This is a genomic window from Acinetobacter sp. T63 (assembly GCF_053852345.1).
This window is the reverse complement of record NZ_CM132659.1, coordinates 354,544-379,597: the sequence shown is the minus strand read 5'-3', so window position 1 is coordinate 379,597 and position 25,054 is coordinate 354,544. Positions and strand designations below refer to the sequence as shown.

The 25,054-nt window shown below is 48.0% G+C and carries 16 protein-coding genes; 8 read left to right on the top strand and 8 right to left on the bottom strand.

All coding sequences use genetic code 11. The features are described 5' to 3' along the window. The first annotated feature begins 92 nt into the window (after positions 1-92). The 3 genes from ACVLR6_RS01745 to hslO are packed head-to-tail and all read left to right on the top strand — an operon-like array spanning position 93 to position 5,133. Positions 93-2,315, top strand: coding sequence for a primosomal protein N' (locus ACVLR6_RS01745; RefSeq protein ID WP_005181868.1), 2,223 nt, complete (start codon positions 93-95; stop codon positions 2,313-2,315). 50 nt (positions 2,316-2,365) lie between these two features. Further along, complete coding sequence (locus ACVLR6_RS01740; protein WP_016659637.1) at positions 2,366-4,207, top strand: monovalent cation:proton antiporter-2 (CPA2) family protein; 1,842 nt, start codon at positions 2,366-2,368, stop codon at positions 4,205-4,207. A gap of 50 nt (positions 4,208-4,257) precedes the next feature. Further along, positions 4,258-5,133 carry an Hsp33 family molecular chaperone HslO gene (gene hslO / locus ACVLR6_RS01735; protein WP_005181862.1) on the top strand — a complete coding sequence of 292 codons (876 nt, stop codon included), beginning with the start codon at positions 4,258-4,260 and terminating at the stop codon, positions 5,131-5,133. A gap of 123 nt (positions 5,134-5,256) precedes the next feature. On the opposite strand, the gene ACVLR6_RS01730 is transcribed toward hslO, so the two are convergent. Further along, positions 5,257-6,648 (bottom strand): RNA-guided endonuclease InsQ/TnpB family protein, encoded by a 1,392-nt coding sequence (locus ACVLR6_RS01730; protein ID WP_455995738.1) that lies wholly within the window; start codon positions 6,646-6,648, stop codon positions 5,257-5,259. Positions 6,649-6,720: 72 nt separating this feature from the next. Here ACVLR6_RS01730 and tnpA point away from each other — a divergent pair, with 72 nt between their 5' ends. The 4 genes from tnpA to ACVLR6_RS01710 all read left to right on the top strand — a co-directional run bounded on the left by tnpA (position 6,721) and on the right by ACVLR6_RS01710 (position 9,091). Further along, on the top strand, positions 6,721-7,170 hold the full coding sequence (gene tnpA / locus ACVLR6_RS01725; RefSeq protein WP_023274418.1) for an IS200/IS605 family transposase: 450 nt from the start codon (positions 6,721-6,723) through the stop codon (positions 7,168-7,170). Between the two features lie 371 nt (positions 7,171-7,541). Then, positions 7,542-8,003, top strand: coding sequence for a DUF2147 domain-containing protein (locus tag ACVLR6_RS01720; protein WP_455995736.1), 462 nt, complete (start codon positions 7,542-7,544; stop codon positions 8,001-8,003). Positions 8,004-8,406: 403 nt separating this feature from the next. Beyond that, on the top strand, positions 8,407-8,745 hold the full coding sequence (locus ACVLR6_RS01715) for a chaperone modulator CbpM (RefSeq protein WP_005181858.1): 339 nt from the start codon (positions 8,407-8,409) through the stop codon (positions 8,743-8,745). 76 nt (positions 8,746-8,821) lie between these two features. Beyond that, positions 8,822-9,091 (top strand): YdcH family protein, encoded by a 270-nt coding sequence (locus tag ACVLR6_RS01710; RefSeq protein ID WP_034598128.1) that lies wholly within the window; start codon positions 8,822-8,824, stop codon positions 9,089-9,091. 86 nt (positions 9,092-9,177) lie between these two features. On the opposite strand, the gene ACVLR6_RS01705 is transcribed toward ACVLR6_RS01710, so the two are convergent. The 7 genes from ACVLR6_RS01705 to ACVLR6_RS01675 all read right to left on the bottom strand — a co-directional run bounded on the left by ACVLR6_RS01705 (position 9,178) and on the right by ACVLR6_RS01675 (position 24,321). Continuing rightward, positions 9,178-10,404: a magnesium transporter CorA family protein gene (locus ACVLR6_RS01705; protein WP_455995734.1), complete on the bottom strand. Its 1,227-nt coding sequence runs from the start codon at positions 10,402-10,404 to the stop codon at positions 9,178-9,180. 97 nt (positions 10,405-10,501) lie between these two features. Next, entirely contained in the window at positions 10,502-12,589 is a 2,088-nt protein-coding gene (pnp, locus tag ACVLR6_RS01700; RefSeq protein WP_286423452.1) for a polyribonucleotide nucleotidyltransferase, read from the bottom strand. 247 nt (positions 12,590-12,836) lie between these two features. Next, positions 12,837-13,106 carry a 30S ribosomal protein S15 gene (gene rpsO, locus ACVLR6_RS01695; protein WP_004637724.1) on the bottom strand — a complete coding sequence of 90 codons (270 nt, stop codon included), beginning with the start codon at positions 13,104-13,106 and terminating at the stop codon, positions 12,837-12,839. 217 nt (positions 13,107-13,323) lie between these two features. Then, positions 13,324-14,391 (bottom strand): RNA-guided endonuclease InsQ/TnpB family protein, encoded by a 1,068-nt coding sequence (locus ACVLR6_RS01690; RefSeq protein ID WP_455995732.1) that lies wholly within the window; start codon positions 14,389-14,391, stop codon positions 13,324-13,326. A 685-nt stretch (positions 14,392-15,076) separates the two neighbouring features. After that, the gene (gene recD / locus ACVLR6_RS01685; protein WP_455995730.1) at positions 15,077-16,852 is read right to left on the bottom strand and encodes an exodeoxyribonuclease V subunit alpha; all 1,776 of its coding nucleotides are present in this window, start codon (positions 16,850-16,852) and stop codon (positions 15,077-15,079) included. A 62-nt stretch (positions 16,853-16,914) separates the two neighbouring features. Then, positions 16,915-20,631, bottom strand: a complete 3,717-nt coding sequence (locus ACVLR6_RS01680; protein ID WP_455995728.1) for a UvrD-helicase domain-containing protein — start codon at positions 20,629-20,631, stop codon at positions 16,915-16,917. Positions 20,632-20,634: 3 nt separating this feature from the next. After that, positions 20,635-24,321 (bottom strand): exodeoxyribonuclease V subunit gamma, encoded by a 3,687-nt coding sequence (locus tag ACVLR6_RS01675; RefSeq protein ID WP_455995726.1) that lies wholly within the window; start codon positions 24,319-24,321, stop codon positions 20,635-20,637. A gap of 181 nt (positions 24,322-24,502) precedes the next feature. Between ACVLR6_RS01675 and ACVLR6_RS01670 the strand changes: the two genes are divergently transcribed. Further along, a complete protein-coding gene (locus ACVLR6_RS01670; RefSeq protein ID WP_005181834.1) occupies positions 24,503-25,009 on the top strand; it encodes a hypothetical protein in 507 nt (168 codons plus the stop codon). The last annotated feature ends 45 nt before the right edge of the window (positions 25,010-25,054 follow it).

Sequence of the window (25,054 nt, the reverse complement as noted above, 5' to 3'; positions counted from 1 at the left end):
ATTCATATTCTGAGATATAAATTATTTGCTCACTCTATCATAACTCCAGATCGAGCACGACGACATTTTCATCAGGAAGCAGACCCGCTGTTATGCCAAATTCGCCCGTTCATCCCGCCCCCATCTACCGTGTTCGTGTAGCTGTTCCGGTCTATCTGTATGACGGGTTTGACTATATGCTCAGTGCGGCTGAATATCAGCAGGCTGCCGTTGGCGCGCGGGTGCTGGTGTCCTTTGGCCGGCAGAATCTGGTGGGCATCATTATTGAAAAACTCCCGCCCGATCATCCGCTTGACCCCAAGATTAAACTGAAAGCCATTAGCGAGCTGCTCGACCAGCAGCCAATTCTAGATCAGAAAGTTTTAACTTTGTTGACATGGTCGGCGCAGTATTATCAGTTTCCGATTGGCGAAGTGATGCATAGCGCCCTGCCCAGCCTGTTACGTCAGGGACGCCCGTATAATTTACTGGCACGAATGTGGAAACTACTGGATGATCAGGCCGAAGCCAAACTGAAGCGCTCCGAGAAGCAGCAGGAGGCCTATAAAGTCCTGAAGCTGCATCCGAGCGGGACTTCAGAAAATATCCTGAATCTGGCCGGTATTGAAACTGCAACCTTAAAAGCGCTGGAAAAAAAGCAGATTTGCTATTGCGATCTGGAGCAGCAGGATTTTAGCCCGGTGCCAATGACGCTGGCGCAAATGCCGTTAACCCCGAACAGTGACCAGAAACGGGCCATTGAAACCGTACTGAAAGCGCAGCATCGTTATCAGGCCTTTTTACTCGATGGTCTGACCGGTAGTGGTAAAACCGAAGTCTATCTGCAGATCATGCAGGAAGTGCTAAAACAGGGTAAACAGGTATTGGTGCTGGTGCCGGAAATTGGCCTGACTCCTCAAACCATTAGCCGCTTCCAGTCACGTTTTCACTGTCATATTGCGCTGCTGCATTCCGGTTTAAATGACAGCAAACGTCTGCAGGCCTGGCAGGCCGCCCAGACTGGCAAGGCTTCGATTATTCTTGGTACACGCTCGGCAATTTATACCCCGCTGCCCAATCTGGGGCTGATTATTCTGGATGAAGAACACGACCTGTCATTTAAACAGCAGGAAGGCTTTCGTTACCATGCCCGCGATGTGGCCTTATACCGTGCTCATTTAGAACACTGCCCGGTGATTCTCGGTTCGGCCACGCCCAGCATTGACAGCTATGCCTTAACGGAACAGGGTAAAATGATCCGTCTGGAACTGAACCAGCGTGCCGGCCCGGCACTGATGCCGAAAATTCACATCATTGATTTAAAAGTTGCGCAAAAGCAGCAAGGTCTAAGCCTGCTGCTGATTCAGGAAATCAAAAAACGCCTGCAGAAAAAAGAACAGGTGCTGATTTTCTTAAACCGCCGTGGTTATGCACCGGTGCTGGTCTGTGACAGCTGCGGCTGGCAGGCACAATGCCCACACTGTGATGCCAACTTTACCCTGCATCATAGTCCATATACCCATCTGCATTGCCATCATTGTGGCACCATTCAACGCAAGCCGGAGCAATGCCCGCAGTGCCAGCATAATGAACTGAAAACCCTGGGCATGGGCACAGCCAAGGTTGAAGAAAACCTGCAACAGCTGTTCCCGGATTACGATGTGGTGCGGGTGGACCGCGATTCCACCAGCCGCGTCGGCAGCTGGCAAAAAATTTATGACCGCATTCAAACCAGCCAGCCGCTGATTCTGCTCGGCACCCAAATGCTGGCCAAAGGCCACCATTTTCCTTATGTCACCTTAGTAGCGATTTTAGATATTGATGCCGGCCTGTTAAGTGTTGATATCCGGGCGCCAGAGCGGACTGCGCAGCTGATTGTGCAGGTGGCCGGTCGTGCCGGCCGCGGTGAACATAAAGGCGATGTCTATTTACAGACCCTGCGTCCTGATCATCCGCTGCTGAGCACCCTGGTCGAGCAGGATTATCGTGCCTTTGCCCGGCAAACCTTAAAAGAACGTCAGGCCGCCCTGCTGCCCCCGTTTCGCTATACCGCCCTGATTCGCTGCGAATCCAAAAGTCAGGAGCAGAACCAGCAGTTTTTACAGCAACATGCCCAGTGGCTGCGAGAAAATTCTGAACAGTTAATTGATATCTGGGGACCGATTCCGGCGCCAATGGAACGCAAGGCCGGCCGCTATCAGGCGCATCTGGTGCTGTTGTCGCAAGATCGCGCCCGTTTACATTTTTATCTACGTGCATGGTGGCAAAATATGTTGCATCACAAGCCATCAAATATGAAACTTAGCTTAGATATAGACCCTCAGGAATTCAGTTAACCACTGACTTTGGCTGCAGCCTGAGGGCACCATAACTCCTAGGATTGTCGATGTCGTTACTGCTGCAAATCACCCTGTTTCTGGGTGCCTCTTTATTACTGGTTCCGCTGCTCAAGCGTTTTGGGATTGCCACCGTACTCGGCTATCTGTTTACCGGTATTTTATTGGGCCCGAGTGTGTTCAATATCGCCAGCGACCCGGAAGCCATTCAGGAACTGGCTGAATTTGGCGTCATTTTACTGATGTTCATTATTGGTCTGGAACTGCGGCCCCAGCGGCTCTGGCAAATGCGTCAGTCGATTTTTGTCATGGGCAGCGCGCAGGTGGCCGTCACTGGCCTGTTACTGGCGATTCTGGTGTTTTTCAGTTTGCAGCAGCAAATTGCTGCCAGCCTGATTATTGGTTTTGCCCTGGCCCTGTCCTCAACCGCCTTTGTGCTGCAACTTTTAAATGAAAAACAGCAGCTGAACAGCAGTTATGGCCAGCAGTCTTTTTCAATTCTGCTGTTTCAGGATATCGCCGCCATTCCATTAATTGCGATTATTCCCTTGCTGGCCGGTACCGAATCGACTCATCATGGGCTGGCCTATTTCGCCGCGATTTTAGCCACCTTTAGCGGACTGTTTTTATTTAGCCGTTATCTCATGCGCCCGTTTTTCCGTTTTGTTGCCAAAACCGGCGCGCATGAGCTGATTACCGCGGTCGGCCTGTTTATTGTGCTGGCCGTGGTCTGCCTGATGGATGTCTTGGGGATTAGCACCACGCTTGGCGCCTTCCTGACCGGGGTGCTACTGGCCGATTCCGAATTCCGACATGAACTGGAAGCCAGTATTGCACCGTTTAAAGGACTATTGCTCGGCCTGTTTTTCATGACCGTGGGGATGACCACTCAGATGTCCCTGCTGATCGACAGTCCACTGTTCATTCTCGGCGGCGCCTTAGTACTGCTGTTGGTGAAATTTATTTCCCTGACCGCAATTGCCCGGTATTTTAAATATTCCTGGCAAAACAGTTTGCTACTGGCCACCTGTCTGGCGCAAGGCGGTGAATTTGCCTTTGTGGTGTTACAGGTTGCCTTAACAGAAAAAGTGGTGGCACAGGCCATTTTAGAGCCGATTACCCTGATGGTGACCCTGTCGATGGTGCTAACCCCGGTGCTGTACTGGTTCATGACCAGTCAAGTGATTCCGCGTCTGAATCAGGACAAGACGCCGGAATATGACCAGATTCCCGATGCGCATCCAGCGCTGATTATTGCCGGTTTTGGCCGGGTTGGGCAGATTATTGCACGGGTGGCCTATTTGCAGCACCTACCCTATACCGCCATTGACAGCAACCTGGATAAAGTCGATTTTGTGCGCAATTATGGCGGTAAAGTCTATTATGGCGATGCCACCCAGCCCGATATTTTACGTGCTGCGGGGATTGAACATGCCAAGACCTTTATTCTGGCCATTGATGATATTGAAGACTCGATGAATGTGGCCCGGCATATCCGCCTGAATTATCCGCAGCTCAAACTGCTGGTGCGTGCCCGTGACCGCCATCATGTGCATTTATTGCGGGATTTAGGCGTTGAACACATCTGGCGTGAAACCTATTTATCTTCTTTAGGCATGGCCTATTGCGCGCTACGCGACCAGGGTATTGCAGAAGAAGATGCTTACAAGAGTATCGAATTGTTTCGCAGTTATGATGAAAAATTACTGGCCCAGCAGCAGAATATTTATACCGATGAGCAAAAAATCTATGAAACTCATCGCAATGCACTGGCCGAGCTGGAGCACCTGTTCGAGAATGATGCTCAGGTCCGGGAAAGCCCGACCGGTGTAGATTTAAAGCGTTCACTACAAAACCATCATATTGATGTAACACGTAATGAATCAAACTGACTTGTGATTTACAATATCATCACCATTAATGCAGGGTTATGGAGAATTTTATGTCTGATTTACGCCAACGCTTTTTTATTGAAGATAGCCCTGTCCGCGGTGAGATTGTTCATCTTGAAGAAGCCCTGCAAACCATTTTGGCCCAACGTGACTATGCGCCTGCCATCCAGGTCCTTTTGGGAGAAATGCTCAGTGCCACCGCTTTGCTGGCCAGTACCTTAAAAATTAAAGGTCGGATTAGCCTGCAAATTCAGGCCAGCGGCACCTTTAAATGGGCAATGGCCGAATGTAATCATCTGGGTGAAATTCGTGCTTTGGCAGATTATGAACCAGATCCACATTTCCAGCAGGCTGAAGACAGCAGCACGGTACTCAAAACCCTGGTCAATCCGGTGCTGTTTATTAATATTGAACCGGAATTTGGTGAGCGTTATCAGGGTATTGTGCCTTTAGACAAGCCAAATCTGGCCGGCTGCCTGATGCAATACTATGATTTATCTGCACAAATTCCCACCCGTATTGTACTGGCCAGCAACGACCAGCGTTCTGGCGGCTTGCTGATTCAGCTGTTACCGCGAAATAGCGAAGAAGAACAGCAACGTGTAGATGAAGATTTATGGCCACGTCTGACCATGCTGACCGAAACCCTGAAAACCAGCGAACTGACCGATCTGGAAGTTCAGGAAGTATTGTACCGTCTGTACAACGAAGAAGAAGTACGTCTGCCAGAAGTTGAACATCTTAAATTTGGCTGTACCTGTTCCAAAGAACGCTGTGCTACGGCACTGACCCAGATTGGGGCCAATGCAGTACGCGAAACCTTGGAACATCAAAACCCGATTGTGATGGATTGCCAGTTCTGTAATGCACGTTATCAGTTTACTGCAGAAGAAGCACTCGGCCTGTTTGGTGAACACCTAAGCTAAGCCGTACAATTTAAAATGTCCGAGAGATCAAATTGGAGAACAGTTTGGTCTCTTTTTTATGTTCAGTTTTATGCGTTTAATGAACTACTCGGAGCTAAAGCAACCGAGTTTCCGTAGTGCAACCTAAGTTGCACACATCTCTTTTGACGCTTCATTGGTACTGCGAAAAAGGGCTTTAACACCCTTAGTCGTCTTACGAATACCTCTGCGCCCACTAGATGACAAATGATTGTCATCCAACAGCGTTCCACTGTCTAAAATTAAATTAATCGCCCTGTTCTTAATAACAACTGATGCATTGTGATCTGCATTGTCAATGTGTCCACAACTCACGCATTTAAACTTGTCTTGGCTTTTGCGATTGTCGGGGTGAGTGTGACCGCATAAAGCGCACTCTTGACTTGTATAAGAAGCATTGATGGTAAATACCGCTTTACCTAGCTTAACTGCTTTGTAAGCTAGGAATGATGCAATTCTATGCCAACCCACGTTCAGGATAGATTTGTTTAAGCCTGCTTTGGCTTTAGCCTTATTAGGAATAAATCGACCTGATTCATCGATCTTTGGTAAAGGCTTTTTAGTCATGCTCTTGGTATTTAATTTTTCAAAGATAAATACCTTAGCTAAACCATTAACTAGGCTATGACTTGTCTTATGAGCAAAGTCCTTGCGAATATTGGCTTTCTTAGAGTGATGCACCGCAATTCGATGTTTAGTCTTAGCTCTTCGGTTTGAGCCTTTTACTTGTCGAGCGAGTTTTCTTTGCAGTCGCTTAATGTAGCGATCTGCTTTTGTTAAATGATTCTTTTGTTCTTTAGAGAAATCAAATTCTTCATAGCCTGCATGAACAGGAATGGTGACACCACGATCTATACCAACCACTATTTTTTGTAGTTGTTCTTCGTCCATGCCCTGCAAATGATCTAACTGTCTTTTGGCGTATTTTTTAGCATCGAATTTCTTACCGTCAAACTCTTGAATCTCAACACCATCTTCATAGCAGAAAGAAACGAAATATTGACCACGCTCTTTGCGAATATAAAGGGATTTCGGTTCTTTAAAGTTAGCATGAGCCTTAAAACTTAATGAGCCTATATTAAATTTTTTACCACCGATATATAGCTTGCGCTTATTTCTTTCCGTGCGAAACTCGAATAAATCAGAGGTTAAATGAATCGAACCTTTATCTGTCTTCTTTTTACGTTTTGGTCGCCCACATAAACCTTTAATAGATTTTTTGAGTGTGTTGTACCAATTAACGGTTGAGTTCTTTTGTATTGTACTAGGGCAGTTTGCAAGCCATGAACTAATATCATCTGATTTAAAGTGAGCGTATTTTTGATCTTGGGTTTCATAATAGTGATCAAAAGTTGCAAACTTACGGGCAAATCCTCGAAAGTATTTATCCTCATCACATTTGGCATTCCAAACGAAACGAGCACAACCCATCCACTGACTTAAAATCAGCTTTTGATGTTGTGTTGGGTATGCTCTTAATTGGATGCCTGTTAGCAATTGAAAAACCTCTAGGTGTTGAGGTTATTTTAGCTTAAAATAAGGTTAAAGTAAATCTAGTATGAGGATAAGATGTACGAGTGGAGAACAGGTAGATCATGCATTTATAAAAACATTGTTCATTTAGTATTTGTTACGAAATACAGAAGAGATGTATTAACAAAAGACATGCTTTCCTCCCTAAAAGAGATTATGGAAGAAACCTGTTTGCAAATGGATTGTGAGCTTATTGAGTTTAATGGTGAAGATGATCACATCCACCTGCTTGTAAGTGTTCATCCAAAGCACTCAGTTTCCAACCTAGTTGGAAAACTGAAAGGGAAAAGTTCTTATGTTTTAAGGCGTTCATTTTGGGATGAAGTTAAGGAAAAACTATGGGGCAATCACTTTTGGTCGCCTAGTTACTGCGCTGTATCCTGTGGTGGCGCAAGTTTGGATGTAGTGAAAAAATACATTGAAGAACAAAGAACACCAACGTCAGAAAAAAATGCTAAAAAGTCCATGTCATTAAAAAAGAGCTAACTCGCCCTTAAAAGAGCGAGAATGCGCTCTTAGTTTTGTTCAATCTTTATGACCCTGCAGATATAGGTTCAAATAGCGCACGCTTTTTGCTGAACTCAGCATCAATCTCGCTCAAGCTGTTACTCATCTTTTTTAAGCTATGGGGTTGCGACAAACCGTACCAATTTATTCATCTAGCGTACGCACACATTCTCTGTATAACCTGACTGATGAATTCAAGCGCGCGTAATAGCTGCAACCACTTAGCGGTTTACTGCCTTATTGTGATCGTTTTCACTTATTATTTCATTGATTTAACAGTATTTTCTTCTATAGAATTAGGCACTTTACTCTAATTTTAATAACGCGCATGGCGTTGGGGGATAATAATCATGAAAAAGGGGTTTACAGGGATTGTTGCTGGATTGCTTTTGGCAACAGTTTCAGGCGTATCTTTCGCAGAGAATGATCAATTGGTGGGGAAATGGAAAACAATTGATGACCGTACCAGTTATTCCCGTGCCGATGTCGAAATCCGTAAAAAGCCAGATGGCACCTATGAAGGTATTATTGTTGAAACCCGCAACATTCCGGGCGCAGAAAAAATGCATATTTGCCACCAATGTCCGGGCCAGCTTAAAAACAAACCGTTTATCGGCTTGCCATTTATCTGGGGCTTTAGGCAGGATCCAAAAAACCCGTTACAGTTTGTGCAAGGCAGTGTACTCGACCCGATTGGCGGCAAAGTCTATAAAGGCAAGGCACGCCTAAGTGCCAACGGTAAACGCCTGACCTTACGCGGCTATGTCGGTGTTTCCGTGATTGGTCGTAGCGTGACCTCGATTAAATACTGATTCTTCAACAGGTTTACAAGAGGCTTCTACGGAAGCCTTCATTTTATCTTAATGATATGGACATAATTTGAAACAATATAGTTGCTCTACCCTCTGTCCGTCCCTCTCGAAAGCCTGAATAATGAATAAAATTTAAACAGTTTATTTAAACTGGAGATTAGCCAAAAGTAGGCCTGCTGAGCGTCCTTGGTGCCAGCAAAATGGCGAAAAAGCAAGCAAGGCTACGTTTCAAGCACAAAGGAATACCAAACAAAACAGCCAAATGCTGAAATATGGTTTTAAATAAAATTAATCCTTCAGATAAAACAACAAGAGCGCAGCGCATAGACCCGAAATTACGTTAGAACAACCCATGCATCTGCTCTTCCTTGTTTTAACAAGTTCAAGCTAAAAGGAGTAAGCCATGACCACGATCCAATATCGCGAAAACTCCCAGTCTGGTCGCCCACAAGCTGAAATTATAGATGAGCGCGTATCTTTTGATTTAGAGCATTTTGCTGAAGCTTGTGGTCAAAGCCCGGAATGGGTATTACAGCTTTTAGAATATGACATTCTCCCTTCACGTCCGGAAGAACGGATTCACCAGTTTTTTGGGGAAGATGTCTCTCGTGCCCGCCAGGCTTATCGCCTGCAACGTGATTTTAATGCCAGCTTTTCTGCCGTCGCCATGATGCTCGACCTGATTGATGAGCTGCAAAATTTGCGCAAAGAAGTCAAACATCTGCATTTAAGACAAAGCTAGGCACCACGCCATTTACTCTCTACAGGGAAATCTGCGTATTTCCCTCTCTTTATTTTTGGGAAAATAGACGGTCGCAATGAAAACAAAAGAATGCAACAAAAAGGTCAAACTCATGTTCCCGGAGTTTCGGGAATTAATGCAACAACTGCGCGAAGACAACCCACATTTTGCGCGCCTGTTTGAAGATCATGAACATCTGGACCGGAAAATCAGCCAGCTCGAGCTTGATCCGGTTCATCAGATTAATGATGATATCGAGGCGCTGAAACGCAAAAAATTAAAACTGAAAGATCAGATTTATCAGCTTTTGCAGCAGGCCCAGCAAAATCCTTCATCTTCACCTTAACCGGTTTTTATTGCAGTGCGATGAAATCTGCACGCTGCCCGAAAGAAAGCAGATGCTTTCTTTCGGGCAGGCAAATGAAGGCTGCATTATTTTGGTTTAAGCTGAGAATCTCGAAGAGCGTTCTGACCTTCCGGCAGTAATGGCTTGCCAGGCACATAATCCAGAAACCAGAACAGGTCCATCCGGGTCCGATCCGGCCGCTGCGAAAGCATGTCCAGCACACTTTTTTCACCGCGTCCCACCATATGCCGCTGATAAAAATAATACAGCAGCAACAAGGTGGTAATAAGCATGGTGCCAAGCATCACCCAGAAAGCATAGGGTGAATCCAGCCCCGGAATCATCACGAAATTCATGCCGTAAATTCCGGTTAACAGGGTTAAGGGTGCAAACACCGCGGTAATAATCGCCAGAATCCGCATATTTTCATTGGTCTGGTTGGCAATGGCAGAAAAATGCAGGTCTATGGCCGCCTGAATGGCACTTCTTAAACGCAAGGTATGTTTCTGGATGCGGGCCACATGGCTGCTTAAGTCATCTACCCGCACCAGCATGATTTCCTGTTTTTCACTGCGTTTCTTGCCTTTTAAATGCAGATAGTTTTCGACAATTTCATCGCGCAGTTCCTGCAAGGTATCAATCTGTTCTTCACACAGATTTTCCACATGCTGAAATGCCATATTTTCCTGTAGCAACTGATGCCACTGGTTAAAACGGCGATGGCCCTGCAACAGCTCACGCTGCCAAAACTCGACCCGGCGGGTTAAAGGATGACGCAGGTTTAAATAGTCATCGACCATACTGTTCAGTAAACGTAAGGCCAAATCTAGAGGCGAGGTCGCCAGTTTTTTTGGTTTATTCTGCTCTTCAGCCGGCCGGCTTAAAATGGTATCTAAACGGGCAATATAATTTTCGATGGCTTTATTGCCCTGCTCACTCACCGTAATAAGCACCTGCGGGGTCAGAATAAAACTGACCGGTGTGGTGCTTAAGCCAAACACATGCTCATGCGCTTCGTCATTAAAGTTATGAATCTGGTCATCCGGAGTAATCAGTTTGCGGAAAATCAGCAGGTCATAATCTTCCAGACTGTCGAAATTACAGGGATGTTCCAGATTTAAAATATCTCGCAGATGATATTCATTCAGCCACAGCTGGGTGTGCTGCAGTACCTGTTGCTGCCACTGTTCCGGATGCTGGCGTACATCTTCCCGGGTATAGTCCAGCCAGATAAATTCTGCCTCGGCGGCCGGCCCCCGATGCAGAAATAACTGTTGTGTGGTGTCATGGAGGGAAAAATAATACTGTTGCATCCGCGTGCATCCACATTCCTGTCATTTTATTTTGCGATCATGCCATAAAAAAGCCCGCTTCATAAAGCGGGCTTTTTCAATTCATCAGGGCCTGAAATTAAGCCTGATCAATGTCTTTCATGGTTAACTTGATACGGCCACGGTTGTCGACATCTGCAACCTGGACTTTCACTTCCTGGCCTTCTTTCAGTACGTCAGTCACGTTAGCTACACGCTCATTTGAAATTTGAGAAATGTGCAGCAGACCATCTGTACCCGGCATGATGTTTACGAAGGCACCGAATTCAACAATACGAATTACTTTACCGGCGTAGATTTTGCCTGGTTCAACTTCAGCAGTTAAAGCCTGAATTTTGGCAATAGCCGCTTGTGCAGCTGCTTTGGTTTCACCAAATACGCGAACGGTACCGTTGTCTTCAATATCAATTGCCGCTTTGGTTTCTTCAGTGATTTGACGAATGGTTGCACCGCCTTTACCAATCACGTCACGGATTTTGTCCGGGTTGATGGTAATGACCTGGAAGGTAGGCGCATGCATTGAAATTTCTGGACGTGCACGTGAAATCACTTTGTTCATTTCGTTCAGGATGTGCATACGACCGGTATAAGCCTGGTTCAATGCCACTTCCATGATCTCTTCAGTGATCCCTTCGATTTTGATGTCCATTTGCAGCGCAGTAATACCGTTGGCAGAACCGGCAACTTTAAAGTCCATGTCGCCCAGGTGGTCTTCGTCACCCAGGATGTCAGAAAGCACTGCGAAACGCTCGCCTTCTTTGACCAGACCCATCGCAATACCCGCAACTGGTGCTTTTAGTGGAACACCGGCATCCATCAGTGACAGAGATGCACCACATACAGACGCCATAGAAGATGAACCGTTCGATTCAGTAATGTCCGATACAATACGGATTACGTACGGGAAGCGGTCAGCAGCTGGAAGAACCGCTTGTACACCACGACGTGCCAGACGACCGTGACCGATTTCACGACGTTTAGGACCAGACTCACGACCCGTTTCACCAACCGAGTAAGCCGGGAAGTTGTAGTGCAACATGAAGTTGTCAGTTTTGGTTCCAGCCAGGGTATCAACCATTAATGCATCACGGGTGTTACCAAGAGTCGTTGTTACCAACGCCTGTGTTTCACCACGGGTGAACAGCGCAGAACCGTGAGCACGATCAAGAACGCCCACCTGTACATCTAACGCACGTACAGTTTTGGTGTCACGACCATCAATACGCGGCTTACCAGACAGGATGTTGTCACGTACGGTGCGGTATTTCAGATCTTCAAACAGTTCATTCAGGTCATCTGCGATGCCATCTACATCTTCTTCAGGTACGAACTGCGCAACCGCCTCTGCTTGCAATGCATCCAAAGCAGCATAACGGTCTTGTTTGATTGCAATGGTATAGGCTTCAGAGATTTTCGCTTCAAACGCTTCTTTTAATTTCGCGCAAAGGTCTTCATTTTTCTCTGGTGCAGTCCAGGTTGACTCAGTTGCGCCAGCCGCTGCTGCAAATTCATTAATCGCCTGAATCGCAATTTGCATTTCGTCATGACCGAATAACACTGCGCCCAGCATCTGGTCTTCAGACAGTTCTTTCGCTTCAGATTCAACCATCAGTACTGCAGCTTCTGTACCTGCAACCACGAGGTCAAGGTCAGACTGTGCCAGCTGTTCGTGGTTCGGGTTCAGGATGTATTCACCGTTGATTAAACCCACACGTGCTGCACCAATTGGGCCACGGAACGGTGTACCCGCAATTGCCAGTGCTGCTGAAGTACCTAACATGGCAGCAATATCCGCTTCCATGGTTTTGTCAGAAGAGACAACTGTTGCTGTTACCTGGATTTCGTTGTAATAACCTTCCGGGAACAATGGACGAATTGGACGATCAATAAGACGTGAAATTAAAGTTTCTGCCTCAGACGCACGGCCTTCACGTTTGCCATAACCACCCGGAATACGGCCAGCAGCGTATTGCTTTTCTTGATAGTTTACGGTTAGTGGGAAAAAGTCCTGACCGGCTTTTGCTGTTGGCTGTGCAACTACCGCCACCAGTACCGATACACCACCCATGGTGATTAAAACCGAGTTGGCCTGACGTGCAACACGACCGGTTTCCAGTACCACGTTGTACTGACCATATTGGAATTCTTTACGAATAATATTAAACATTGACATGTATTTTTGTTTCCTGATTTTATTCTAGTGGAGACCCCTAAGGTTTGGCATTCACGACTCAGGTTCAAGTAAATGACAAAGCTTAGAAGCCGACCTCACTAGAAATATAGGTTTTTTAAACACAAAGAAGGAGCGAAACAATCGCCCCTTCTTAATTACCCGGTCAACGCCGGGTACACTTTAGTTTTCAGACATACAGCGCAACGCATGCAATAACCCGAAAATAAAAGTCTAAATCGAATTAACGACGTAAACCTAAAGCACCGATCAACGCAACATAACGACCGTGATCTTTACCGTTTAAGTAGTCTAATAATTTACGACGTTGGTTAACCATACGGATCAGACCGCGACGGCTATGGTGGTCGTGTTTGTGCTCTTTGAAGTGACCTTGTAAGTCATTGATTTGAGCAGTTAAAAGAGCTACTTGAACTTCTGGTGAACCAGTGTCGTTTTCAGCACGAGCAAATTTAGCGATGATCTCTGCGCGATCTGCGTTTGTTAAAGCCATTCGATTTCTCCGAGATGCTTATAAAATACCTTGATAAAAATCAAACCGATGTCAAGCATCTGTCTGACTGCCGTGCATCACTACAGCAAGTGCATTATTTTAAGACAAAACCGCTTAAATTGCAAAACACAACGCGAAAAAGCCATGAATTATCCGATGCGATGTCACATGAATGATGCAGCGTCTGCCCGGAGGATTGATTCTATTCTTGACATCCTCACCCACCTGAAAGGAGGGTGATTCCTACTGCTAGACGCTTATGCCCAAGCGCAAGTATGTTCTTGGCGGAGTTTAAATCGCGTTGATTTACACTTCCGCATTCACATTCCCATACTCTTATTCGCAAATCTGCTCTACCTTTCGGACTGCTTGCGGTGATTGTACCGCAGCTCGAACAGGTTTGGGTTGTGAATCTCTCGTTGACTTCCTCAAACATGACCCCTGCGTTCTCGCATTTATACTTGAGCATGGTTTTGAGCGCTGAAAAGCCTGTATCTAAAACAGATTTCGCCATTTTAGTTTTTACAAGTTTGTTCGCACTTAGATCACCAACGACAATCAGTGCATTGTCTTTCACCAGCTGGGTGCTAGCCTTGTGCAAATGGTCTTTACGACAGTTTGCAATCTTGGCGTGTAATGCACGGACACGCTTTTTATTTCTCGCTCTCTGAGCAATACCGAGCTTTTGCTCGTATTTTCGATAGAACTTGGGATTACTGATGACTGTGCCATCGGAACAGGTAGCAATATCTTTTAAGCCTAGATCAATACCCACGGCTTTTGTGGCGGTAGGTTTGTCTTGTTTGGGTGAATCAACCACTAAGCAGACATACCAACGTCCACGACTATCCTCTACAAATGAGCCTGTTTGAATGCTGTATTTCGATAGTCCGTAACTATCCCATAGCTTGAATTGATGCTTGCCATACTGAACGTATCCATCGGCGTATTTAATAGCGACCTTTTTAAAGGGTATCCAACCTAGTGATCTTCTTGCTGATTTCTTATTACTGACACGCCATGTCAATTTTGATTTTTTGAACTGTTTTCTGCGAGTGACCAATTCTTCTGTTACAGCCTGAATGGTTTGGCTATGAAGATTACATTCCTTTGATGCGCCTTTCGTGTATTTAGCAATATCGTATGCTGCAAAGAATTGTTGTTTGCGCTGTAGGTGTTTGAAACACAAATCATTGACATAGTTCCAGACAAAATTAACTTCAGATGCCAATTGGTCTAGCACCTTACAATGTTTGTCTTTTATACGTAATTTAAGTGTTTTCATGGGCTTATATTAGCTCATATTAGGCTTGAAATATTGTTTTTTAGCAATTAAACGACATTTCATGTCGTGTCGCTTATATCTCTGACCTGAAAGACAGAGGTTTACGCTCCATTTGATAAAACACCGAGTAGAAGCCCAAGATGATCAAACGCAAATAAGCCAAGATGGAATAAAAATAGCCCGGGAATAAATTCCCGGGCTATTTTTTGCGCTGTAGTTTCTTCTTTTTTCGTTGTTCTAATTTTATTTATTGTGATGTATAGCGAGGCTTTGGCCTTCTTCTAATCAACATTCCCTGTTTTAATTGGCTTTCCTTATGTGATAGATTTTGCCACAAGCCCTTGGGGAAAGAAGCAGATAATTACCTCTCTCCTTGTACGTTTTCGCTTACGTCGATGAATGACGCTTCATTTTTTTGATTTTGAACTGCCAATAAAAAAGCCCTGTAGTCTCTCCCAAAACTACAAGGCTTAGCGGCTGTAAGTTTCCTCTTTTTTTCACCTACTTCAATGTAAGCTCGCTGTCTCTCGACGTTCTTATTCTGGTTTTGCGATTTTCCTCAACTTTCCGTGTTGAGCTTTTGTGTGAAGTCATCTTCTCAAAAACTCAGGCAAAGCTCTATGCGCAAATTTCTCGAATCGTTGTAAGCATTTTCTTACAACGGCCGGGTTTATTTATGCCAACTTTATAATGACAAATGTTCATTTACTTTTTCTAACACACCACTGTTACGGCTGGTTTTCACGGTTAAGGCCTGTACCAGCGCCTGCCGGTCGGCCAGTAAACTCACCACCGATTTGGCCCGGGTAATGGCGGTATAGATCAGTTCCTTGCTCAGCAGATTCTGCGCGGCCTGATCCAGCACCACCGCCACATGCTGAAACTCCGAACCTTGAGATTTATGAATGGTCAGAGCAAATGCGGTTTCAATATTTTTTGGCAAGCGTGTGGCTGGCACCCATTTATCCAGACTCGGGAAATACACTTCAAACTGCCGGTTGCCCTCACGCAGACGTTGCAGACACAGGCCAATATCACCGTTGGACAGGCCGAGCTGATAGTCGTTATAGGTCATCATTACCGGCCGGCCGACATACCAGTCGCCCTGCTTGGCCACGTCCAGAACCAGTTGCTGCAACAAACGCTGCTCAATCTGCATGTTCAGCTGTTGCAAGCCCAAGCCACCATGCCGAATTGCAGTCAGAATCCGATACTGGTCAAAGGCTTTCACCACCTGCGCCACCACCGCGTCCGGATCATCGGCCTGTAAATACTGTTTTAGGCTGTGCACATAGCCCTGATAGCCCAGCATCAGTTTGTCATAATAGCCCTGCCCGGCTATGGGATCCGGGGCTTCATCGGGTAAATATTCCAGTTGCAGTACATCGGCCATGTCCTGCGTTAAAGTTACGGCCTGTAATTCGCCCGGCTGCACCAGCTGTGCGGCAAACTGCTGCAAGATTTGCGCGGCCGGCTGTTCAGCCGTTTGCTGCTGAATAAAGCGGGCCATTTCACCAATTAAGGCACCGGCTTTAAAACGGCGACTGGTGACCAGATGCACATGATTATCTGCCAGTGCCGGCACCTGCTGTAAATCGGCCAGTACCGAACCAACATCGACCGAGGCCAGCTGCTGCGCATCTCCCAGTAAAATCACCCGGGTCTGTTCAGCAATGGCATTGAACAGCATACTGGCCAGATTCAGGTCCAGCATGGAGGCTTCATCAATCACAATCAGGTCATAAGGTAAAGGCTGCCGAGCATGAAAACGTGGCTGCTGCCGGTTGCCAAGGCCCAAAAGCCGGTGGATGGTAATTGGAGTCAGGCGTTTGAGATCGTCACTGACCAGATTGGCAATTTTCGGATCATCAAAGGAATTCTGCAGTGCTTCTTTCATACGCTGCGCGGCTTTTCCGGTCGGGGCCGCCATGGCAATCCGGATTTCCGGCAAGGCCTGGTTTAGCACGGCAATAATCCGCGCCAAAGTATAGGTTTTACCGGTACCCGGGCCGCCCGTAATCAGGTTAAAAGCGGTAGTCGCGGTCATTTTCAGCGCCTGCTGCTGGTGCTGGTCTTCCAATAAATGCAGATAGTCCGACACATCTACCGCCGTAACAGCTTGCTGTTTTAAGCGTGCCACCTGCTGTGCCAGCGCCGACTCCAGCGCCCAATAACGGTACAGGTATAAATGCTGCTGGTCATAAATAAACGGCGCCACCGAACCCGGTTCAGAACCGGAACCGACCAGATTGGCCAACGCTGCCACCTGTTCGGCAGAAGCGGCTATACAGCTGTCACCATTGAGAGTAGCCTCCAGCAACTGCGCGATGATTTTAGCGGAATCTTCTCGCTTTTCCCCCTGAAAAAAAGGCGCCTGTAAAAGATAGTTACTCCAAAGCGCAAACCATGCCGGGGTTTGGGTTTCAGGCGTTGCTGCTAAAACTGTCCGCTGGTTGTCCACACTATTATCCTCAAAGTTATCCACATGCTAAATCATTCTTTCTTTAAATGTTATTAAATGATTTAGGCAATTTTCCCCAGTTGATCGACAGTTGGATTCCCCAACAGTGCATCCAGTCGCAAAATAAACTCGACCGGCGGTTTCCAATGGTACACGCCCTGCCCGGCCTGACCATTCATGCCGCGCAAATACAAATAGCTGGCCCCACCTAAATGTTGATAAATATCGTAATTTTCCAGATGGACTTTCAGGTAGCGATGCAGGGCCACCAGATACAGACCGGCCTGCAGCCAGTAACTGGACTGTGACATGCTGGCCTGCACCGAGGCCGCCTGATAATGCGACTGATCGGCGCCTAAGAAGTTACTTTTATAATCGGCAATATGGTAACGGTGGCCATCAAAATACACCAGGTCAATCGAACCGGTTAAATAGCGCGCCGAATTGGCATCATGAAAATCCAGCATCTGAATGCCATATTCATCAAACAGCTGATGAATCCGCTTGATCGCCAAGACCTGATCGGACAAGGACAGATAAAACGGAAATTCTGCCAGATGCTGCTCGGGCGCCAGCTGTTTTAACTGAAAGCCCGGATGCAGCGGTGTACTCAGCACATCCAGCAGCCATGCCGACAGCCAGCTCAGCAAGATTTCCTCCGTATGTTCCGGATATTCCTGACTAAACTTGTCCTGCAGCTCCTGCCACAAAGAAGGATAATCATTTTTAAAACGGCGCTGGATTTCCAGCGGCCAGTCCTGCTGATCCTGAAAATCAATGTGTTCAAAAATCTCATGCAGGAAATTACCGGCCAGCGTACCCATCGGGAACTGGCGTTTAATCCAGGCAATCGGCTGATTCAGGATGTCGACATCAGCCACCGCTACTGGCTGATGCAGTTCATCAGAGGCACTGCTGTGCTGCTCAATATGAGCCGCCAGCGCATCAATCGCCTGTTTACGGCTTAAATGCTGGGCCAGAGCACTGAAACTGGTTTTACTGCGCGGATAAAAACGCTGCTGCGGGAAAGTCTTTGCCGTTAATGGCAGCGTCTGCTCATGCTGCTGCAGCTTCAGCCTTGGCGGCTTTTCAGTCAGCAACGCTTCATCGCCACAATGCGGATGCTGGAAAACGTCGCTGCCCTGACCGCGCCAGAAGGCCAGACCGGAGCAGGATTTTCCGCTCTGATCCTGCAAAATGGCATAGACCCGATGGCTGGCCCGGGTCAGCGCCACATACCACAGACGGCGTTGCTCAGCTTCGGCCCGAAGCTGATGCTGCTGTTGATCCTCTGCACTGAGCAAGGCTGCTGCATTTACCGCAATCAGACGCTGCTGCTCGGTTTGACCGGTCAGCGGATTGACCGCCTGAATGGTCGAAAAATTCAGGGTTTTGTTGACCTCACGAAAGTCCTTATCAGCCCCCAGCAAAAACACCACTTTAAACTCCAACCCTTTGGACTGGTGGATGGTCATCAACTGTACCCCGGCGGCATTGGACAGTTTTCGCTCCAGTTCCCACTCGCGTTCACTTGGCGCCTGCAACTGTTTTAAATACCACTGATACAGGGTTTGTGCACCCTGATAATGTTCGCTGTGCTGGCTAAGCAGTTCGCTTAAATGGCGCAGATTGACCACCACCCGTTCATTGTCACGGCTGTGATGGGCGACCAGATTCTCCCAGACCTGAAACAGGTTCAGGGCATATTGCCAGGCACTTAAAAAGCCTTTTTCAAACCAGATGCTGCGGATGCAGTCAAAATCATCCATAAACTGGCTCAGGCCGGCCGGATGAGCCTCCAGTTCCAGTAAGCGCTGTAAATTAAAATTCAGCAGGCGGCTTAACAAGGCCCGTTTGACTTTGGCTTCATCATAAGGATGCATAATTGCGGTCAGCACCGCACCCACATCTTTGGCGATCTGGCTGTCAAACACACTGCGTTTGGATGGACGGTTCACCCGAATCCCGAGCCGCTCCAGTTCATACTGCACCTTGTCCAGCCCGTCATGGTTTTTGGACAGCACCGCAATATCATCTTCAATTAGCGGGCTGCGCTCCTGACCATTGTGCAGATAGATCTGCTGCTGCGCCGCCTGATTTAAAAGCTCCCGGATTTTCCAGGCCACCTGCAATGCTTCATTATTTTTGTCTTCTAGCATTAACCAGCGCAAGGGCTGCCGGTTCTCCCCTTGCCCGTCAATTAAGGCCGGATGGGGACGAGGTCCGGCTTCTACCAGGCTATATTGCACCTCTTCACCAAAATCTATTTGGCGCTGGAACAAGGCGTCCACCACTTCCACCAGAGCCGGAATAGAACGATGATTGTATTTCAGGCTATACAGGCGCCCCTGTTTGGCCTGCACATCGGCCCGGGCCTTGTTATAGGTCAGCATATCACCGCCGCGGAAACCGTAAATGGCCTGTTTTGGATCACCCACCATAATCATGCAGCCCTGCTGATAATAGCGGGCATGACGCCAGATACTGGCCAGCATACTGTCCTGATCCTGGTTTGTATCCTGAAATTCATCGACCAGAATCAGCGGATATTTACTGTGCACAAACTGGGCAAAACGCAGTCCCTGCTCGCCCTGCAAGGCTTCCGACAGGCTGCGGATCTGCTGGGCAAAGGTGGTTTCACCTTTTTGCTGCAACACCTGTGGCAGGCGTTTTTTCACTTCGCGGCTTAAATAGTATTTGAGATAGGCATCCAGCAGCTCTAAATCCAGTTGCAGCTGCTGCAACTGCTGGCAGAAGGCTTTTAGCCGTTGAATCACCGCATGCTGTTCAAACTGCGTCAGCACCTCGTCCGGACATTTGTTCAGCACTTTTTTGGTGGATAAATCGGTACACAGCTTTAAGGTTTTTTCAAAATGTGGTGCAAACAAGGCATAGCCACGTTGCTGGGACAACGCCTTTAGTAATGCCGGCAAAGCCTCGCATAAGGTGTGTTGCATCAGCTGATTGGTGCGCCACTTTTTCCCAACCAATGCAGCGTACTGGCCCTGCGCCAGATAATAGTCGCTTAGGCTGTCGACATCAGCCAGATCCAGCTGCAACAACTCATCAATGGCTGCTTCAAACTGGTTTAAATCCAGTTCGGGCGCCGGTACTTCACGAAACTGGGCCGAGGCAAAATTCAGGGTATTTTCAACAATACCCACATAGGCGTCGACATGCTTGAGTTTCTTTTGCAACAGCAGATAATTCACCACCTGCTGTGGCTGGGCCTGCAGCCATTGCCGCAGCACATCATGAATCAGCTGATGCACATAACTTTTGGCATCATCAGTAATATCGGCGCGTTCAATCTTGCCACATTCAAAACTGAATTCTCGCAACAACTTCTGGCTAAAACTGTCTAAGGTACCCACAAACAGTTCATCCAGCTGGTCAATCACCAGCTTGAGCCGGTCACGGGCAAAGTCCGGTTTGGCAGCATAATCCGCCAGCACTTTTTGCAATAGCGGATCGGACTCAGTCTGGGCCTTGGCTTGCAGTTCGGCTTCAGTATAGGACTGGCACTGTTCAAAATAACGTAGGGTTTCAACCAGACGTGCACGAATCCGGCTTTTCAGCTCGGCCGCGGCGGCACGGGTAAAGGTGGTCGCCACCACCTGATGGGGTAAATAGGCTTCCAGAAAAATCCGCACAATCAGGCTGGATAAGGTATAGGTCTTGCCGGTGCCAGCCGAAGCTTCAATCCAGTGCAGCCCCTTGAACTGCATGTCGGTAATGGGCTGGAAAGATAGTGGCGAAGAATGTGGAGTAGCGGCCATCATTTACTCCTCAAGCGTCTGCTGATGCCAGAAAATCGGCTGGTATAAATCATAGGAAAACTGTTCACAGGCATGCGCCAATAATAAACTGGCATCCTGCTCCTGCAAAATAAACTGCCAGTCACGATGATGCTTGCAGGCTTCGTTGTCGGCCACCGAAAAGGCACTAAACTGGCCCGAATCATTCCAGTCCTTATACAGCCCCTCCAGATCTTTCAGCTGCATACGCTGTTCGGCATCGGGTTCCCATTCATGCTGCTTGCCTTTTTCCGCCACTTTCAGCAGCAAGGCCGATGGCAGCACCAAAGGCTGGCGCTGGCCATAGTCCCAAGCCTTAAACCAGTGTTCCAGCCACTGTCTGGCCTGATTGGAACTGACTCCTTCACAGCAGACGGTATCATCACTAAATACCACAATCCGCTGATGCTGCTGGCCGCCATCACCCAGATTCAGATAGGCCAGCCAGAGCAGATATTCCAGCCAGAGTGCGGTACGGCGTTTGGCACGCGCACTGGACGCTTCCAGACTAACCCAGCGCTCGGCGCCCTGTTTTGGCAGGGTCAGGCGGATGTGCAAGTCAGGACGCACTTTCCAGACCTGTCGGGTGATAGTCGTTTCACTCGGTGCATAGTGCTGCAAGCGGGCCTGTAGCTGCTGCTGTTCGACCAGACTCATGGTCCAGCTGCCTTCACGAATTTTGCCAATCGGCAGGCGGTCTTGTAACAGTGCCGGATCGGGCGTATCGTGCTGCTGTTTCAGAAAATCGCGGATGGTATAGCGACCCAAACCATCCAGCAATAACGGCTCGGCCTGATCGCTGCGCTGTTCCGGACGTAGGTTTTCCACCCCGACACTTTTTAAATACAGCCGCGCCGGGAAAATCATGTCCTGAATCCATTGCTGGCTGTCCAGCACCTGCAAATCCTGGGTCAATAAAGGATAAGGCTGATTGGCCCAGTGACTGCGCTGCCCACCCGGCTGACGAATCTGCTGTGCCACTGCATACCACTGGTCCTGAAAACGGATGATCTCGCTGGATTCAAAACCGAGCGGATCAAACGGCTGTAAACGGTGCACACAGTACAGCTGACGCAACTGCTCCGGCACCTCAATCCCGTCAATACTCACGGTCTGGTTCAGCGCAGACTCGGGCTGCGGCGCGGCAACAATCAGCGCCAGATGCTGAATCAGCTCCTGCAAGATGCTGGACGGATCACGCACCTGCCCGTCATTGACATCAAAGCCGTTATAAAACAGCCAGACCTTGTCCTGCGCCAATAGCAGTGCATCCAAAAATGCACCCTGATCATCTTCCAGACGCGAGCGGTCACCCAGTTGCGGTTTCAGCAACTGCATTAAATCGAATGGCAGCTGCACATTACGATTCGGGAATTTGCCACTGTCCAGATTCAGCATCACCACCAGTCTATACGGCAGCGGACGCAGCTGGCCCAGCTGGCAAAAGGTAATCTGGCCGCTTGGTTCAGCCTGTTCCAGTTGTGCTGCCAGCTGTGCTTCAATTTCTTCCAATATATACGGCAAAGGCAGACTTAAGGCCGCCAGTGCATGCCGGTCCTGCTCATCATAATAGCTGGCCAAAGTCAGCATACGGTATTGCTTTTTAATGATTTTATAGACGTTTTCCAGCGCGGTGACACCAGCTGCGCTAAACTCGTCAATGTCTTGCATTAAGCGTTTTAGCCACTGTTCGGCCCGCGTGTTCTCGCCGCGTTCATGCGCAATCATCCAGTGCCGGCGCTCGGCTAGGTCCTGATAAATCTGGATCAGTTTGGCAATCAGTTCAAAATCGGCCGGCATTACCTCGGCAAAACACAGCGTATCCTGAAACAGGGTATGTTCCGGAATGGCCAGCCCCAGCGCCAGACGATCCAGCGCAAATTTAAAGCTGAAGCGATAATCCTGATCATCGGCGCTTAGGCTGCGCTGCAAATGCTCGGCATCAAAACCGCGTTTAAAACCGGCAGCACTGAGTAGCTCCAGCAGACGCTCCAGCTGGGCAATGTCCAGCTCATAACGCTGCAAACTGGCCGCTAGCCCGAGCCAATCGGCAAATTCATCCAGACTAAAGCGGCCCTGTAACAGACGAATCCGGCCAGCCACGGCGCGCCAGGCATTGCTGACATCCAGCTGGCTGACCCCGGCAATCTGAATTGGCAAATACACGCCGTGCTGGGCCAACCGGCTACTGTCATGTAAGGGATTGCCCAGATCACGCGCACTCGGTGGCGGCGCAAAGACACTGCGGATCAAAGGCTCAATCTCTTTTAAATTCGGACTTAAAACCAGAATATCGCTTGGCCGGCGCGGCTGCTCTTTCGTGCCTTGCGACAGCCAGTGCAACAGCTGGTCTTTTAACACTTCCAGCTGACGCAGACTGGAATGGCAGACATGAATCTGGATGGAATCATCATGCTGCTCTAAAGCATATTGATGCGCGGCCGGTTCATTTAAATACAGGATATCGGCCTGCAGCTTGCCCAATAAGCTGGGCTGATAGTCATCAATAAACAGATCGGCCCAGACGCCTTCTTCACCGGAAGATAAGGCAGAGAGTAAGGAGAAATGATCGCGTGCCTGCTTGCCCAGACGGGTCAGCAAGGGATGACGCGACTCACGGTTCTGGGCATTAAAATGCAGGGTAAACTGCTCGAAAAACTGGGCAATCTCGGCATCATTGGCCTGTGGATGCTGCGCCAGAAAACGCTGTTTCACCCGCGCATCATAACGTGCCTTCCAGTTCGGATCGACACTGTCGGCCCAGTATTCCTGTGAGGGGTTGTAATGCAGGATAAAAATTTCAATGTACTGACCTAAACGGCGCAGGAACTGTAACTGCTGCGGCGGCAAGTCCAGCAAGGTAAATACCACCAGCTGTTTCGGTAATTTGCGCAGTGCCTTGCCCGGCTGCTCCGGACTGCCCAGCGCCTGCCAGAACAGCTGGTCAATCTGCTGCATCTGTTCAAAATCTTCATGAAAAACTGCCTGCCACAGCCAGCGCTGCCAGGCCTCCAGTTCTTCTGCCTGTTGCAGCATAAAGCCCGACACTTCGCTGTCGGTTTTAAAGAACATCTGCTCCAGATCGAGGGCCTGATCACGGCCCCATTGCATCAGCCAGTTGGTCGGACAGCGGCACTGCTCGCCACAGCCTTTCTGGCAATGCCCGCGATAAGTCATATAGTGGCTAAACAGTTTGGATACCTGTTCGGCCACCCAGTACAGCATGCTCTGTTTTTTCAGCTGGCGTTCCAGCGGCTGTTCCAGCCGGTCAACACTGGCATAAATCCGCTGGATAATCGGAAACAGCGCATGGCTGGTTGCTAGCGGATTCTGTTCCGGCTGAATAAATTCTTTTAGCGCCTGAAATACGCGCCATTTAATGATAATTCGTGGAATATTGGCTTGACGGACCAAGTCTTTCTGATCGTGCAGCACCCATTGATAGGCACTCCACTGGAAACCGCGAATCCGGTGATGAAACTCGGTATTGGCACAGATGCTTTGATGTTCGGCCAGACGTTGGGTTAACCAGGCTTCCACCGCAGGGGACGGCACAATAAAGTGCTGGGTTTTTAATACCTCCAGCGGATGCGCTGCAGGTTTACGGACTGTCTTCAGCATCGCCTCGACCAGTACATCGACACGCTGACTTTGAATGACATGAATCCCCATAACGCTCTACCCTGTTAAACTTTTGCCATGATATCTACAAAACCATAAAGATTCATTACTATACTTTTGCAGTTGCCTATGTCACTTTTAGCTCATGGTTCGATTCAAAAATGCTTTGAAATACGTACCTTAATAGTGCTTCAATAAAAAAATCGATACACCGCTTAAGGTATTTAATATTATGAAAATAGACAAGATTCCCAACTCGATTGACCCCAATTTAAATTTAGAGCAAGTTCGTGCTGACTGTCTGGAGCTGGTCAAAAAACGGGCCTACGTGTCCGCAGGCGCGGCGGTCATTCCGGTTCCATTTTTAGATGTCGTGATTGACGTCGGTATTTTGTCACAACTGATTCCTGAAATTAATGCCCGTTTTGGTCTGTCGCCGGAACAGGTCAGTGTCTATGACCCGGAAACCAAGCAGATTCACTGGCAGGAACTGCGTAAACGTGGCATTGAATTTTCCGGCCTAGTGGTGGCACGTACCGCCGTCAAAAAATCATTGAACAATGTTGCCGCGAAAGTGATCACGAAGCAAGTCACCAAATTTATTCCTTTAGGCGGACAGCTGGTGGCGGCCAGCCTGGGCTATTTTGTCATGAAGAAAGTCGCCGAAGCGCATGTGGAAGAAAGCTATAAGATTGCCAAAGGCATCCAGCAGAAACAGACCCAGGTGGTCAATGGCTAAGCCTTTTTCCTCAATCTGATGCCGGTCCAGTGACCGGCATTTTTA

Excerpts from the sequence above, each read along its gene's own strand:
- ACVLR6_RS01745 (WP_005181868.1), top strand. The coding sequence starts at position 93 with ATGCCAAATTCGCCCGTTCATCCCGCCCCCATCTACCGTGTTCGTGTA.
- ACVLR6_RS01740 (WP_016659637.1), top strand. The coding sequence starts at position 2,366 with ATGTCGTTACTGCTGCAAATCACCCTGTTTCTGGGTGCCTCTTTATTA.
- hslO (WP_005181862.1), top strand. The coding sequence starts at position 4,258 with ATGTCTGATTTACGCCAACGCTTTTTTATTGAAGATAGCCCTGTCCGC.
- tnpA (WP_023274418.1), top strand. The coding sequence starts at position 6,721 with ATGTACGAGTGGAGAACAGGTAGATCATGCATTTATAAAAACATTGTT.
- ACVLR6_RS01720 (WP_455995736.1), top strand. The coding sequence starts at position 7,542 with ATGAAAAAGGGGTTTACAGGGATTGTTGCTGGATTGCTTTTGGCAACA.
- ACVLR6_RS01715 (WP_005181858.1), top strand. The coding sequence starts at position 8,407 with ATGACCACGATCCAATATCGCGAAAACTCCCAGTCTGGTCGCCCACAA.
- ACVLR6_RS01710 (WP_034598128.1), top strand. The coding sequence starts at position 8,822 with ATGAAAACAAAAGAATGCAACAAAAAGGTCAAACTCATGTTCCCGGAG.
- ACVLR6_RS01705 (WP_455995734.1), bottom strand. The coding sequence starts at position 10,404 with ATGCAACAGTATTATTTTTCCCTCCATGACACCACACAACAGTTATTT.
- pnp (WP_286423452.1), bottom strand. The coding sequence starts at position 12,589 with ATGTTTAATATTATTCGTAAAGAATTCCAATATGGTCAGTACAACGTG.
- rpsO (WP_004637724.1), bottom strand. The coding sequence starts at position 13,106 with ATGGCTTTAACAAACGCAGATCGCGCAGAGATCATCGCTAAATTTGCT.
- ACVLR6_RS01690 (WP_455995732.1), bottom strand. The coding sequence starts at position 14,391 with ATGAAAACACTTAAATTACGTATAAAAGACAAACATTGTAAGGTGCTA.
- ACVLR6_RS01680 (WP_455995728.1), bottom strand. The coding sequence starts at position 20,631 with ATGGCCGCTACTCCACATTCTTCGCCACTATCTTTCCAGCCCATTACC.
- ACVLR6_RS01675 (WP_455995726.1), bottom strand. The coding sequence starts at position 24,321 with ATGGGGATTCATGTCATTCAAAGTCAGCGTGTCGATGTACTGGTCGAG.
- ACVLR6_RS01670 (WP_005181834.1), top strand. The coding sequence starts at position 24,503 with ATGAAAATAGACAAGATTCCCAACTCGATTGACCCCAATTTAAATTTA.